This window comes from Marinobacterium ramblicola (genome assembly GCF_019084545.1).
In the GTDB taxonomy this organism is placed as follows: domain Bacteria; phylum Pseudomonadota; class Gammaproteobacteria; order Pseudomonadales; family Balneatricaceae; genus Marinobacterium_D; species Marinobacterium_D ramblicola.
Window position 1 is genome coordinate 106,658 of the sequence record NZ_JAHREP010000009.1, and the last position, 14,959, is coordinate 121,616.

A 14,959-nucleotide genomic window follows, 5' to 3' on the forward strand; every position below is an offset into this window, starting at 1 on the left:
TTCCCGAGCGTAAAATGGTGAAACATGACTACACAATCCAACGGGTGGTTGGAGCTACCCGATACGGCTGAAGCCGAAACCTTCCTCGAACAACACCCTGACCTGCAGTTTGTCGATCTCCTGATCGCGGATATGAACGGTATCGTCAGGGGTAAACGCATCGACCGATCAGCCCTTAAAAAGGTGTTTGAAAAGGGTGTCGCCCTACCCGCGTCACTCTATGGTCTGGATATTCTGGGCGAAACCGTCGAAAGCACCGGTCTTGGACTGGAGATAGGCGAAGCCGACAATATCTGTTATCCGATCGCCGGCACACTCTGCATGGAACCCTGGCAGAAGCGCCCTATCGCGCAACTGCTGATGACCATGTACGAAGATGACGAAACCCCCTTCTATGCCGATCCGCGGACGGTACTCAAGCGGGTGCTCAAACGTTTCGATGAACTGGAGCTGACCCCGGTTACCGCGTTCGAGCTGGAGTTCTATCTGATCGACCAGGAGAATATCGCCGGTAAACCGCAACCGCCCAAATCACCGATCTCCGGCAAGCGCCCGGAAAGCGTGCAGGTCTACTCGATAGACGAACTGGACGAATACGCCGACTTCCTTTCCGACGTGATCGAAACCGCACGCGATCAGGGCATACCCGCGGATACCATCGTAGCGGAATCGGCGCCGGGACAGTTCGAGATCAATCTGCACCACGTGGCGGATCCGATCAAATCCTGCGATAACGCCACGCTTCTGCGTCGCGTAATCAAGAGTGTTGCCTACGACCATGAGATGGATACCACCTTCATGGCCAAGCCCTACGCCGACCAGGCCGGCAACGGTATGCATCTGCATATCAGCCTGATCGACAGCAATGGGAAAAATGTTTTCGAACTCGATCCCGACAGCGAACAGCCCAACGATATCATGCGCTGGGCCGTGGGCGGGTTGATCGAGGCGATGGATGACTACCTCGCCATTCTCTGCCCCAACATCAACTCCTACCGTCGCTTCAGCCAAGGGTTCTACGTGCCGTCTTGGCCCTGCTGGGGTGTCGAGAACCGTACTACCGCCCTGCGCCTACCGCTGGGTGAACCGGAGGCAGCCCGTATCGAGCACCGCCTGGCCGGCACGGATTCCAACCCCTATCTGTTGATGGCCGCGATGCTGTCGGCGATCCATTTCGGGATCACCCACAAGATCGAGCCACCCCCGCCGATAGAGGGCAACGCGTATGAGCAGCAGGAGACCAGCCTGCCCAATAACCTGCGCGACGCACTGCGCGAGCTGGAAAGCTCCGGCATGATGCGGGAGTATTTCGGCAACGACTTCCTCAACGTATTCATCGCCTGCAAGGAGCATGAGGTGGAGCAGTTCGAGCGCACCATCTCCGACCTGGAATACACCTGGTATCTGCATACGGTCTAGTGGCTAAACCTACGAAGCAGAAACATTAGAGCCGGGCACTGCCCGGCTCAATTGTATGCGTGTTCCAACCGCTTCTTGGGGTTGCAATTAGCCTCCGATCCGCTCCAGAGTCAGCTTGTCACGCTCACCGTTGTAGAACTTGTTCAACAGCTTTTCGAATACACTGCCTTTTTCTGATACCGCCTCGAACAGGGTCGCGCAGGAGCGTACCTTCATATCGTCCGGCATACCGAGGATATCGCGTGCGCTTTTGCCTTCCACAGAGAGCATCGTGTTTGCACACTCGATCAGTCGCGGTCCCAGTATGGGGTGGTTCAGATAAGCGCGGGCTTCGTCCAATGTCTCTATTGCGTAGATATCGGCCCTGACACTGCGCCCCAACCCCGAAATTTGCGGAAAGATGTACCAGATCCAGTGCGAACGCTTGCGCCCGCCTTTGAGCTCCCACAGGGCTACTTTGTAGTCGCGCGCCTGCGCCTCCAGAAAGCGTTTCAGGTTGTACGGATCAACCTCTTTTGTCATGTGTAGCCTCCATACTGACAAGGGCAGCTCTTACATATCGCAGCTCTTACATATCTTAGCCCCTTAACGTGCTGGCGACCTACACTAAACTATATAGAGTAACGGTAAAAATCGGAGTGAGAGATGCTACTGGATCAGACCATCGAAAAGGCACTCATCGAGCTGATTCGCGATGTCGCACGGCATGAGATAGCCCCGCGTTTTCGTCGCCTTCACCCGGATGCCGTACGCACCAAGGCGGCGTTCGACGATCTTGTGACAGAAGCGGACCTCTGTTCTGAACAGGCGATCACCGCGGGGGTCAACCGTCTTCTCCCCGATGCCGTGGTCATTGGCGAGGAGGCGGTGGCGGCCAACCCGGCCCTGCTCGATAGACTGCCCGGTGCAAAGCTTGCCGTCGTTATCGATCCCATCGACGGTACCTGGAACTTCGCCAATGGGCTTGCCATCCACGGTGTATTGATTGCGGTTACCGAGCGGGATGAAACGCAGTTCGGCCTGCTTTACGACCCGGTCATGGACGACTGGATCATGGCGCGTCGAGGCGGCGGCGCCTGGTATTGCAGACCGGACAGCGAACCGGTTCAGCTGTTCGTCAGCAGTGAAAAGCCGCTCAACGCCATGATCGGCTTTATCTCGACCTTCGGTTTTGCCGTGGCTGAACGTGCACATGTCAATAACGCGGTATTGGGCTTCGCCCGCGCCCATGCCCTGCGCTGTGCCTGCCACGAGTATCGGTTACTGGTTCAAGGCAACGTGGATTTCTACATCAACGCCAGTGCCAAACCCTGGGATCATGCGGCAGGCGCCCTGGCGGTGCAGGAGGCCGGCGGGGCCGTCGGGATGATGGACGGGCGCGAATACGCGCCGACCCTCAGGGAGGGTTGCGTGATCGCAGCCAACTCCCCGCAGGCACTGGATGCGATCCGCCAGCAGTTCACCAACCCGGAACGAAGATCCACCATCGAACCCAGCCTGCGCGAAGAGTAACGGAGTTACAACGCAATCCAGGTTGCCTTGACCTCGGTGTACTTCTCGAATGCATGCAGCGACTTGTCGCGCCCGTTGCCGGACTGTTTGTAGCCGCCGAAGGGGGCGGTCATATCGCCGCCATCATACTGGTTGATCCAGACCATACCGGTGCGCAACGCCTTGGCCATCCTGTGCGCCCGGCTCAGGTCCGAGGTCCAGACCGCCGCCGCCAGACCGTAGGCGCTATCATTGGCGATGGCGACCGCCTCCTCCATATCGGTGAAACCGATCACCGACAGCACCGGGCCGAAGATCTCCTCCTGGGCGATCTTCATCGCGTTGTTGACGCCATCGAACAGGGTCGGCTCGATATAGTATCCGCCATTTTCCGATTCGATCCGGTTGCCGCCGCAGCAAAGCTTCGCCCCCTCCTGCTTGCCCGACTCGATATACTCGATCACGCGATTGAGCTGCGTCTGGTCGACAATCGCACCAACCCTGGTTGCCGGATCGAGCGGGTGGCCCGGCTTCCACGTCTTCAGTGCATCGACGACCAGGGCAACAAACTCATCCTTGATCGAGCTTTCGACCAGCAGCCGCGAACCGGCAGTGCACACCTCCCCCTGGTTGAAGGCGATGGCCGCGGCGGCTGACTTCGCCGCCTTCTGCAGGTCCGGCGCATCGGCAAAGACGATATTGGGGCTCTTGCCTCCCGCCTCCAGCCAGACCCGCTTCATATTGGACTGTCCGGCATAGATCATCAGCTGCTTGGCGGTATTAGTGGAACCCGTGAACGCCAGCGTATCCACGTCCATATGCAGTGCCAGCGCCGCCCCTATCTCATGGCCATAACCCGGCACCACGTTCAGCACCCCGGGCGGGATACCGGCATCGATCGCCAACTGGGCAATGCGGATCGCGCTCAATGGCGACTTCTCCGAGGGTTTCAGCACCACCGAGTTGCCCGCTGCCAGCGCCGGGCCCAGCTTCCAGCACGCCATCATCAGCGGAAAGTTCCAGGGTACGATGGCGGCGACAACGCCCACCGGCTCACGTGTGATCATGCCAATCTGGTCGTGTGGCACCGGTGCCAGCTCATCGTAGATCTTGTCCACCGCCTCGCCAGACCAGCGCAGCGCGCGAGCGGCGCCGGGAATGTCGACGCGAAGCGAATCACTGATCGGCTTGCCCATATCGAGGGTTTCCAGCAACGCCAACTCATCGGCATTGGCGTTGAGCAGGTAGGCAAAGCGCATCATCACCTGCTTTCGGTTGCTCGGTGCCAACTGCGACCAGATACCGGAGTTGAATGCGGCACGCGCACTGGCAACCGCCAGATCGGCATCCGCCTTGTCGCAGGCAGCAACCTTGCCCAGCAATCGCCCGTCGACCGGGCTCAAACAGTAAAATGTCTTGCCCGACTGCGCAGGCTGATAGCGGCCCTCGATAAACGCCTGTCCGTTGATCTCCAGCGCATCGGCCGCGGCCTGCCACTCTTTGAAGGTTCTCTTGGTTTTCTGCTTGGCGTTCATTACCCAACACTCCGTCCTGTTGCTGCTCGGCCGGCCGACTCAGGAATCGACTTTCGGCTACGCAGCTTTACTTGCTTACAGTGTAGAGCGAAAACGTAAACCGCCGCCCCTATCAGCTGACCGCGACTTAGCCAATAAGTTGAATGTCAGGCCAAGATTAGCGGCCTCGAACTACGCTGCCTGCTTCCGCTGTAGATGAACCAACACTTCGTAATGTTGGGTGTGCGGAAACAGATCGAACCCCTGAACACAGACAGCCTTGTAGTTATCCAGGCAGTCCAAATCGCCGATCAGCGTCTGGGCGTTGCAACTGGAGTAGATCAGATTTGGTACTCTGCTGGCGTTGATCAACGAGCATAACTCGGCCCCTACCCCTCTGCGGGGTGGGTTCATGATGATCAGTTCGGGGAACTGTGTTGATGTAGCCTGCAGAGCGGTAGCATCGAAGGCCGAGAACAGTACGCTCTGCTCATAGCCCAACCGTCGGGCGCTGGCCTGGGCACAGCGGATCGCCTCGGGCTCTATCTCAATGCCCATCAGGTTGACGCCCTCCTGCAGGCAGTGCAGACCAAAACCACCGACGCCGCAGAACAGATCCCATATGCGTTTTGCCCGGGTGTTAGTCACCCAGGTCGCAGCGGTTTTGTATAGCTGTGCCGCCAACTTCGGGTTGGTCTGAAAGAAGCTCTTTGGACGAATAGCCAGCGGGATACCGTTAAACACCTCTACGATATGCTGCTTTTCGGTTAGGAAAATCTCCTCGTCACCCTCCAATATGGCCATATGCACCGGTTGAATGTTCACACTGACCACCTGGATCGCCGGGAACCTGGTCAATAGCTCAGGCAGGATGTGCTGAACTCGCTCTATCGCGCTGTCGCTGCGCAACACGAAACGCAGCATGAACGAATTTTCCGCCAGGCTTTGGGTCAGCAGCACGAATTTGAGTTCACCCTTTTTCTTCTGAATCTGATACGGCGGTATCCCCGCGCGTTGAATGAAGCGCGGCAAAGCGGTGAGAATCTCCGTCATCGCCTCAGTGTACAGCGGACAGTCCACCAGGCTGACCGGCTCTCCGTTTGGTCCCAGGATACCCAAAATGGGTGCATGGGCAGCGCCCAACGCGACCATTTTCGCCTTGTTGCGAAAGCCCTGCTTCTCACCAACGACGAACGGCAGCCACTGATCGACGGCTCGATCACCAAACAGGTTTTGTAGATGAAGTTGTTTATTCTCTACCTGTTGCAGGTAGGGTGTTGCAAGTTGGTCGCAGGAGCGACACTGGCCAGAGGTGAAATGGATGCAATGCATGGCGCATCTCGGAAAAATCGCTATTTTAGGTTTTTCTTTGATAGCTGCAAGATATCCGTTGATTGTCTAAACAGGCCCTTCCTCCGCATGAAATTGACCCGTTACTTGATACGCGTCATGCCCTGTTCCGGTCCCCGTCAGGCATCCGGTCTAGAATGTTTTAGAGATTGGCATATCCAGATGTTCGTATCTGGCGAGTAGAGTCTTTAACGGCTTGGCGAGAAGAGTCTTAAACGGAGGAACGCTGAACGATGAAATCTAATCAGTTGAAACCTGTCGGGCTTGCAGTGGCACTGGCAATAACCCTATTCGGCGCCTCTTCTACAGCGTCCGCCCACGGGACCGGCATGATGTCCGGTCCGATGATGGAGTATGACGGTTCCGATATGCGCAACTGGCAGTCGCATGGATATGGCATGGGCGCGGGTATGGGCTATGGAATGGGTTACGGCTCGATGATGGGGCCCGGAATGATGGGACCGGGCATGATGGGCTCAGGGATGATGTACGGTTACGGCAGTATGGGTCCCGCGCTCGATCTGAGCAGTGACCAGCAACAGAAGATGCTGCAGATCCACCAGGAGTTGCATGAGAAAAACTGGGCTCTGATGGGCAAGATGTACGATGAGTCTGCCAAGCTTCGGCAGATGTTTTTCTCCGATCACCGGGATCCGAAGGCGATCGGTGAGCAACAGCAGCGGGTATTCGACCTGCAGCGTCAGATGACCGAAGCCTGGATCAATGCTCAGAACCGCACGGAAGCGATCCTGACAGCCGAGCAAAAAGAGAAACTGAAGCAATCCGGCTGGCCCGGCATGATGGGCTGGTAGGTACGGTGCAAGTCGGCGGCTATTGCCGCCGACCTGGCGGCCATTGATAACCTCATATGTACCTGAGAGTCAGCTCATTCAGGCGCGAAACGCACTCGATATTCGCCCGGTGACAGGCCAACAACTCTCACAAAGATCTTTCGAAACGCGCCCGGATCCTTGTACCCGACGTCCCAGGCGACACTCTCGACCGACTGCCGACTAAACCGCAACAAATCCTGCGCCCTTCCTACCCTGAGCCGCTGGCAATACTCCGAAGTGGTCATCCCCGTTGCTTTTTGAAATCTGCGTTGAAAGGTGCGCGCCTGCAGCCCGGCTATATCCGCAAGCCGGTCCAGGGCAATCTCTTGTGCTTCGGTCGCCTGCAACCAGTGCTGCACCTTGAGGATCGCCCTGTCACCGTGCATCAGTCTGGGCGAAAAAACGCTGTAATAGCGCTGCTCCCGTCCCGGCGGATCGACCAGCAAGGTACGCGCGGTCTTGATCATCACGCCCGGCCCCAGGAACCGGTCCAGCAATTTCAGTCCCAGATCCGTCCAGGCCATCACGCCGCCTGCGGTCATTATGTCGCCATCATCGATGATAAGACGGTCGATATCGAGGCTCACCTTCGGGAATCGCTGTTGAAATAGCTCTTCGTAGTTCCAGTGGGTAGTCACCGTGCGGCCATCCAGCAAGCCGCTTTCCGCCAGCACAAACGCACCGGCACAAACTGAGGCCAGCGCTCCTCCGGCTCGGTGGTGCTGCCGCAGCCATTCGGCAAATCGGGCGGCAGTAGCGATCGGCACGGGTTCTTCTAGACTAGGGGGTATAACCAGCATATCCGGAGAACCCGATAGTCCGGGCGCGGTATCGAAACAGCGAGCGATAGGAGCACCGGCGCTCTCCTGCTGCCAATGACTGACCCGGATCGGCCCGCCCGAGCCGGGTTCAACGAAACGGTTGCCGATCTCAAACAGGTCGGTCAGTCCAAGTACGGCCGAACGCAGAACGCCCGGATACAGCAGCAACCCTATTTCAACCGGAAGGCCTGGGTTCATTTGTCGCTATCGCCCCTTATTATGTCAATTTAGACAATGGGCAGCATCGCGATCGAGGCGGAATATGTCAATCCATACCGATGCGCGGTATGTCGCTGCGTTGGCAGCAGCGGATAACCCTTACTCAATATGAGATCAGTATCATGAGCAAACGCGCCGTTATCGTGGTTGATATCCAGAATGAATATTTCCCCCCTGCCGGCAAGCTACCCTTGCAGGGTGTCGAAGCTGCTGCCGCCAATGCGGCCAGGGTGATCGAGGCCTCCCGCGCCAGAGGCGACCTGGTGATCCATATCCGGCACGAATCGCCTACGCCCGGCGCCACCTATTTCGCGCCGGGCACAGCGGCGGTGGATATACATCCTATGGTCAAACCACTGGAGGGCGAACCAGTACTCATCAAACACTATCCCAACGCCTTTCGTGGCACCGACCTGCAGGAACTGATCGATGCAGAAGGAATTAGCGATACGGTGGTCTTCGGCTCGATGAGCCATATGTGCATCGACGCCACCAGCCGTGCTGCGTTCGACTTTGGCTACGACACCACGATCATCCATGACGCCTGCGCGACGATGGATCTGGAGTTCAATGGCACGAGGGCACCTGCAGCACAGGTACATGCGGCGTTTATGAGCGCGCTGGCCTTTCGATACGGCAAAGTGACGACGGCGGAGGAGTTCCTCGCCGGTTGATCGTTTAGTGGGGATCCGAGCCGAGGATAATGTCTGACCAGAGTGGCGGCCACCGACTGCGGTTTGTTGGCTGGGGTTTGCTGACTGACAGACCGCCGTGCAGGTCAGGCTGCACGTTCCAGCGCTTGCGCCTCCATCAGGTCGACGTCCTACTGGCCAAACCCGCATATAGACTTTGCTTAGCCCGAAGTTGCCGCCTATTTGCCCAAATGGCCAACGCACCTCCCGCCTGTACCTCAGGATTAGTTGACAGCGGGATGTGCGTTGGTTCACCAACAGCCTTGGTTAGTCGGAATAAAATGAGTTAGAAAACGCATTTCGCTTTCGAATTAACTTGGAACTCAAGGTCTAAGCCCAAGTTATCGATAACGGTTTCGAACGCATCACGTACGTCACCAATGCCTCCAGCTCCCGTGTATTTAATCCGCTTGTTGCAGGTGCCATCTTCACCGAAACCGCATGAGGTGTTCACGAATATGTTGTAGCCCCTGAGGCGTTCATATACATCCTGGCAACTCTGGATGCTTCGATCAGCACCTGTGAGCATGGAATTATAGTATTTAGTCATGCGATAGCCTCTTCCATATCGACGTACATACCGTCAGAACTGGTAGTTCGCCGCGTCAACATAATAAATATCAACGGTCCAATTACAGCCGCGGTCGTATTCTGACTTCACATGGACCTGGGCTCCGCTTTCGAGAATTATCTGATCACTCGCCTTGTACCAGCTCCCATTTGAACCATCTTGCCAATTTGAATGTACCTCCCAACCGACTATGAGCCTGCTCTGGTCAGGTTCGAAGACAAAGGTATGTTCGCGGAATCCAATGTGCCATTTCTCACTATAGTGTTGTGAGCTGGACTGTATATTGACCGCTTCGCTCTGTGGGTACTTGCTAAAACCGTATAGCCAGACCTGCACTCCTTTTCCTTCGTCAATGATATGGTCCTTCGCAGGCTCGCCTTTCTGTTTCTCCTTTACCTTGAAGTAAAAATCCTGACGTGCGAGGACGTCATTAAGATCAGCCAGCAACACCGTCGCTTGTTTTGCAAGCGTTGCTCGTATCTCCGCGTCGGTAGGTAGGGTGCCTGTACTGGCCATGACATCCGAATTAAACCGCGTCACATCCTCTTCAAATTGTTTTTGGTATACATCCGGGATTGAGTTGAAGCCGTCCAGAATTTCCCAGCGCTTCATATAAAGAACTGATAGCTCAGCAAAGACTGCCGGGTCAATTGGTACCTCCGGTGAGAAATTCGGGTCAAGCGTGCTGAAGTGGAAGAGCTTCGCCTGCACAGGGATTCCTGTCTCGTGTTCAGTGAACCACTGTAATGCGCCCAAAACGGATTCAGGTGTCCAGGGACCAACAGGCGGTGTGCCGACGTACCCTACCATTTCGACCCAGACGTCGACCTCCATGTCCGCCTCTTTCGCTGCCCGTTCAAAAGCGACGCTACCCTCTACGCTGAAAACGTCAGGGGCGTCAGCTCCAAAGCTCGCCATAAACTTGTTCATGCTCTCTACCGATGTCGCATGGCACGTATAGACGGCATTAAAGCTAGAACCACGCTTACGGCCTGCAACGAAATAGTCACCGTAGGTAGCACGGAACTTGTCCCTATCCGTAATGAGTTTTCCGGCTTCCTCGGTCAATTCATACGTTTCAGCTTCATCGTATTCGGAGTAGCTCGACTCGAACTGTGCAACCAGCGAAACGTAAAGCTCGGACAGCTTAACTTGGGTTACGAACGATGATGAAGCACTGAGTGTAACGCCCTCCATGTTGTACGATCCCTTTGCCGAAGCACTGATCTCTTGCTGGAGTTCGCTTTCACTCTTGATGAACCGGTAGCGTGTAGTCGAGGATTTATTCTTCGCATCAATGAGCTCAGCCGGCTTGATAGCATTGGCACCTAGACTGCCGGTCACGGCGTTCAGTCCCGCGCCAATCTCGAAGCCATTGTTCCAACCGAGGCCCGAAATCACGGGGTCCAGGCGGGTCTGTGCGCTACTTGTTATAGCGGGAATTAACGATTGGGTATTCATGTTTTGTCCTCCTTGCCATTGGTGTAAAAAACACCAACACGTAGCGCTGCACGTGTGAAATCAAACGTGACAGCGCGGTTCCAGAGAAGCACTTACATCATTGAATACAAAGGAATTTCAGATGCAACAGCCATTCTCCTCCGCTGAAAACGAGCATGTGCGGTTGAATTCTGGGCTGCGGTGAAATTAAGCAGCCCAACGTCCGTACAATAAGGAGCTTGGTACACACCCGTAGAAAATGCCAACACAATCCAAGGATTATGCCGACGTACAAAAGCTAGACATATGGCGAAGCTATTTGAGGATCCAATTGGTATTCCTGGACTCCGACCATTCCGATTGAACTACTCCTGCTGACCGGCATGAATATGGGTAGCGAACCGATCCACCCGAGCGAAAGTTTAGAGGATAGAGGAAAGGTCCACGATATCGATTTCGAGATCTTTAAGCGTGTCCGCCGTCATCCAACAGGATAGGGTTTCATGATCAAGCCCAATCGTAATCAGACCGAGTGCTCCAGCGCTGATTCCTCCAACAGGTCAATCAGCATCCGCTCAACGTAACTTCCGCCTACTCCGATACGCTGCGCTGAGGTTATTGTTTTCAAGATCTCGGCCGCCTGCCGGTATTCGGATCGCTCGAAATGACGGATGGCCGTGACCAGTTGCAGTGCCAAATCGCGATTGCTGTTCGGCTCTTGCTCTCGAATGTGCGCTTCGCAGCTTTCCAGTGCCGCCCGATCGCCCGTCGCGGCGTGTATACCCGCCACATGCAGGGCAATAAAGGGGTGCGAAAGCATCCCTTCGAATCGAGCGATCAACTCATCAACTGCCGGGCTTGAAGCAGAGATGACACCGGTTTTCAGATAGTCGCGAAGGAGAAATCCGCCGCAATCAGCCAGTGTCAGTACGGGGCCACAGGTCGTCGTCTCCGGCGCGCAGTAGCGCCGATACCGCGCCCAGGCCTGATCCCGTTGCCCCAGTTGCCACTCCGCCAGTGCAAGATGCCACTGCAGATGCCCATAGAGCGCGCCGCCTTCGGCAGACGCACGGTTCATATCAATCCAGCTGTTAATCAGCGCTACAGCCTGATCCGGCACCCCCAGATCATGCAGAATATGGGTATAACCGTGGATCGTGTAGAGGGACTGGGGACGCAGTTTAAGTGCCCGTTCCTGAACCTTTCGCCCCTGGGCGGGATCACCTGCTTCGCTGATCGCAAAGCCGAGCCTTGCCAGGTACGCCCAATCCTCGGAGAGTGTCGATTCGGATGCTTTGAGAATATCAAGGACGCGGGTGAGCTTCTCCGGGCCGCCATAGAAGATCAGATAACCACAGAGTTGAGAGATGATCAGCAGATCGCCCGGATTAGCCGCAACATACTCCTGAGTCTGCTGCAGGTTGCCATAGGGATCTGTCAACAGACCTATCAGCACATCGATATGGCGCTGCTCCCAGGGCTCAGCCTGTTGGGCCAGCGCTTGCGCCTTAACTTTGAAACTTTCTGCCGCGGGGTCGTTGGTGTCCTTCGCCAGCATGTAGCGCGCCACCATCGCCAAAGCGAAATTGGGATCCGTCTCCAGAGCGCGATCAAGTCGCTCGTTGGCGCCGGACTCAGAGCCTAGAATGAGATCTAACGCATCTAGGTAATCCTGCCCCGCTTGCTTGGAGGTTGTTGACAGGATGTTGCCTGGACGCGAATGAAGCATCGATTAACCCTCTGCTGTCAGGACCGGGCTTGCCCTGATCATCTTTTCAGAGATAACAGTTTAGCCGCGATCCCACGAAACACCTTATCGCTCCAGGGATTGACCGGCAGGAGAAACCAGCGCCCCCTGATTAACAGAATCCTTGGTGAGAAGTGGCGAAGTCAGTCAGTTCCGACAATATTTATGGCGTATGACGACCGGACTCTTTAAGCGTCCATCCAGCGCCATTGCATCCCTTTAACCAAGTGAAGTTGTCAAAGGGGATAGGTGTGAACGGAATACCAGAGCGCTGCGCCTTCATCCCCATGAGCGTCTCACGACTTGTCGCGACCTTGCTGGTGGTAATCCTTGCCCTGCAGACAGGTTGCAGCGTATCTCCGCTTATCTCGAACACCGACTACCAAGCCTCCGTTGGGCGTGTCGCTATCGTGTCGATCAACGAGCAACCGGATATCGCGTTTGAAGGTTTTTCCCGCAATAAAGCCGCCGGTGCGGCAAAAGGTGCGGGCACGGGTTTTATCGGGTGTATGGAGCTGCTGGGCCAGGGAAGCTGCAGTGGTTCTGTTTGTGGCGCTTTTTACCTGCTATGGCTGGGCGTATGTGGGGTTAGCGGTGTGGTGGGCGGCATAGCAGGATCGGCTAAAGCCGAGTCGTCGAGCGAGGTCGAACGAGCTGAAGACCGGATGGGTGGCCATCTTAGTGCCGAATCGATCCAGAAGTCACTTGGAGACGAGTTGATACTGGTGGCGCAGGCCAGGGGAACCAACCTGGCCCTACCCGACCTGAGCCAGCTGCCACCAAGCGGCGAAGCCCATGATTACCGCACGTTTTCCGGTAAGGCCGACACAGTACTGGAGGTTGCGCTTACGCATGCCGGCACAAGAGGCAGCGGCATTAATCCCCCATTACAACTGACAATGACCGCCCATGTGCGCTTGGTAAGCACCGTCGACAACAGCTTAATAGAGGAAGTGGACTACACCTATGGGGGTGCCAGCTATACACTGCAAAACTGGTCTGCCGATGGCGCAAAGCGGCTCTTGCGAGGGCTTCAAGCCGGCTATATCGCGCTGGCTTACCACATTCACGATAGCCTGTTGATGCTCTATCCGTTCCCTGACCGCAATCCGAACGCAATCGGACTGTTTGTCGCGGCATTCGGTCTCGCCCCCGAAGAGCCTCCAACCCGCGGTCAGTTAACAGGAGACAAACTCTTCGGCGAGATATTTGAGTGGGCGCGTTCGAGCGGCACTCGCCCCACGCTGCGGTGGCAGGCATTTCCACGTGATGCCGACAGAGCCGCAGCCCCTGAGGATATGGCAGCGGTCCGCGATGTGCGCTACGACCTGATCATTGCGCAGGAACGAAATATGACACCCGGTGAGATCGTGTACTGGCGGGAAGGACTGCCGTATAACAGTCACACACTGACTCAGAGTCTTAAGCCCGATACCCGCTACTTCTGGAGTGTCCGGGCACGTTTCAAACTCAATGGTCGAGATCGAGTAACCGAGTGGGGCGGCGTGAATCTGCCGGCGCTTGAACAGTTCACGGCTCCGTCGACCAGCTCCTATCGTTTCAAGACACCCTGACTTGATCTACACAGGCAGACAAGTCAGGTACGTCCTAAAACTGACCTTTCACACTGTTACGTTTTATTGAGCCACGACTCCCACTGGCCCGAGGGTTCCGCGGCGGATATAGAGCCCAAGGCCAACCAAGAGCAGGGATACCGCGGCCAGCAACATAAATCCCGGCTGCAGTACACCGCTGATGTCGCGGATAGTACCGAGCAACAGGTTGCCGAGCGTTCCACCCAGGCCGAAGGTCACCATGCAGATACCGCTTATCTGCATGGTCGCCGTTGCCGAGTAGTGCTGGTTGACCCAACCGGCCACGATCCCCCACATCGGGAAATACATCAGGCCGTAACCGAAGCTGGCGAGCAAAACCATCTTCGCCGGGTTGAACGCGAATGCGAGCTGACCGGCAGCGAAGACCGCAAAGATCAACAGCAAGGCGCTGGCGTGCCCCTTTTGATCAGCGAATTTACCGGTTACGAAGCCTGCCACCATTCCGGTTATCCCCACCGTGGTCCAGCTGTATCCGCCAAGTTCAGCCGGCAGGCCCAACTCCTCAAGATAGGTGTTCAACCAGTTGGAGAACGGCATGGTGCAGAAACCGACCAGAAAGCAGATGGCACAAGCAAAAAAGGCGGTTCGCTCAGTAAACAGCGTGCGCAGGAGTTTTGATATGGCGATCGAGTGGTCATGGGACACGGCTATTTGAGGATCGGGATCCTGCAGTTTACGCAGCATCAACCAGGTGACGACAAGTACCAGCGCGCCCATCGCGCCTGCCAGTCGCCAACTGCTCTCCCAGCCCCAGATCGGTACGATCCAGAGGATCACCAACCCGCTGATGCCATAGCCCCAGGCGGTGCCGCTGGAAGCACTGGACAAGTAGGTTGAACGGCGCTCACGGGGCGCGCAGCGGCTGATAATTTCGACGATCGCGCCCCAGCTCATGGCGGCACTGGCGGCCATGAAGATCAGGGCTGTGATAATGGTGACCGGTTCACGCAGCAACGGCATGCTAAACAGTAAGGAGGTCGACACCGTGCCACTGACCAGCGCCACCTTGCGAGTCCCCAAACGCGGACCGATAAGGCCAAGAATCATGGCGCCTACCAGATAGGCGAGCTGAGTCAGCGCACCGGCTAACGCCAGGTGCCAATAGCTCAGGCCTGTTGAGTCGCGCATCAGCGGTACAAGCGCTGCGAACAGAAACATGCCGAAGCCGTGGCTGACCACCTGATTCATACCAAAGACAACCGCCATACGCATTTAGAGGACTCCATCAGATACGGGGTGGCGCTAC

At 56.3% G+C, this 14,959-nt stretch carries 12 protein-coding genes; 5 read left to right on the plus strand and 7 right to left on the minus strand.

All coding sequences use genetic code 11. The features are described from left to right. Positions 1–24 precede the first annotated feature (24 nt). The gene (locus KQ940_RS08785) at positions 25–1,419 is read left to right on the plus strand and encodes a glutamine synthetase family protein (protein WP_217413096.1); all 1,395 of its coding nucleotides are present in this window, start codon (positions 25–27) and stop codon (positions 1,417–1,419) included. An 87-nt stretch (positions 1,420–1,506) separates the two neighbouring features. On the opposite strand, the gene KQ940_RS08790 is transcribed toward KQ940_RS08785, so the two are convergent. After that, positions 1,507–1,941, minus strand: a complete 435-nt coding sequence (locus KQ940_RS08790; RefSeq protein WP_217413097.1) for a DUF1810 domain-containing protein — start codon at positions 1,939–1,941, stop codon at positions 1,507–1,509. A gap of 123 nt (positions 1,942–2,064) precedes the next feature. Here KQ940_RS08790 and KQ940_RS08795 point away from each other — a divergent pair, with 123 nt between their 5' ends. Beyond that, complete coding sequence (locus KQ940_RS08795) at positions 2,065–2,931, plus strand: inositol monophosphatase family protein (protein ID WP_217413098.1); 867 nt, start codon at positions 2,065–2,067, stop codon at positions 2,929–2,931. 5 nt (positions 2,932–2,936) lie between these two features. Here KQ940_RS08795 and KQ940_RS08800 read toward each other — a convergent pair whose 3' ends face one another. Continuing rightward, positions 2,937–4,445 (minus strand): aldehyde dehydrogenase, encoded by a 1,509-nt coding sequence (locus KQ940_RS08800; protein ID WP_217413099.1) that lies wholly within the window; start codon positions 4,443–4,445, stop codon positions 2,937–2,939. 171 nt (positions 4,446–4,616) lie between these two features. Then, on the minus strand, positions 4,617–5,756 hold the full coding sequence (gene rlmC / locus KQ940_RS08805; protein ID WP_217413100.1) for a 23S rRNA (uracil(747)-C(5))-methyltransferase RlmC: 1,140 nt from the start codon (positions 5,754–5,756) through the stop codon (positions 4,617–4,619). 251 nt (positions 5,757–6,007) lie between these two features. Between rlmC and KQ940_RS08810 the strand changes: the two genes are divergently transcribed. Further along, a complete protein-coding gene (locus KQ940_RS08810) occupies positions 6,008–6,586 on the plus strand; it encodes a Spy/CpxP family protein refolding chaperone (RefSeq protein WP_217413101.1) in 579 nt (192 codons plus the stop codon). 74 nt (positions 6,587–6,660) lie between these two features. On the opposite strand, the gene KQ940_RS08815 is transcribed toward KQ940_RS08810, so the two are convergent. Then, positions 6,661–7,626, minus strand: a complete 966-nt coding sequence (locus KQ940_RS08815; RefSeq protein WP_217413102.1) for a GlxA family transcriptional regulator — start codon at positions 7,624–7,626, stop codon at positions 6,661–6,663. Positions 7,627–7,715: 89 nt separating this feature from the next. Between KQ940_RS08815 and KQ940_RS08820 the strand changes: the two genes are divergently transcribed. Continuing rightward, on the plus strand, positions 7,716–8,321 hold the full coding sequence (locus KQ940_RS08820; RefSeq protein WP_217413104.1) for a cysteine hydrolase family protein: 606 nt from the start codon (positions 7,716–7,718) through the stop codon (positions 8,319–8,321). 601 nt (positions 8,322–8,922) lie between these two features. Here the strand turns inward: KQ940_RS08820 and KQ940_RS08825 are convergent. Both KQ940_RS08825 and KQ940_RS08830 read right to left on the minus strand, forming a co-directional pair. Then, positions 8,923–10,371 carry a hypothetical protein gene (locus tag KQ940_RS08825; RefSeq protein WP_217413106.1) on the minus strand — a complete coding sequence of 483 codons (1,449 nt, stop codon included), beginning with the start codon at positions 10,369–10,371 and terminating at the stop codon, positions 8,923–8,925. Positions 10,372–10,873: 502 nt separating this feature from the next. Continuing rightward, the gene (locus KQ940_RS08830) at positions 10,874–12,079 is read right to left on the minus strand and encodes a tetratricopeptide repeat protein (RefSeq protein ID WP_217413108.1); all 1,206 of its coding nucleotides are present in this window, start codon (positions 12,077–12,079) and stop codon (positions 10,874–10,876) included. A gap of 269 nt (positions 12,080–12,348) precedes the next feature. Here KQ940_RS08830 and KQ940_RS08835 point away from each other — a divergent pair, with 269 nt between their 5' ends. After that, positions 12,349–13,671, plus strand: a complete 1,323-nt coding sequence (locus KQ940_RS08835) for a hypothetical protein (RefSeq protein ID WP_217413110.1) — start codon at positions 12,349–12,351, stop codon at positions 13,669–13,671. A 63-nt stretch (positions 13,672–13,734) separates the two neighbouring features. Here KQ940_RS08835 and KQ940_RS08840 read toward each other — a convergent pair whose 3' ends face one another. Beyond that, a complete protein-coding gene (locus KQ940_RS08840) occupies positions 13,735–14,925 on the minus strand; it encodes an MFS transporter (RefSeq protein ID WP_217413111.1) in 1,191 nt (396 codons plus the stop codon). Positions 14,926–14,959: the final 34 nt, after the last annotated feature.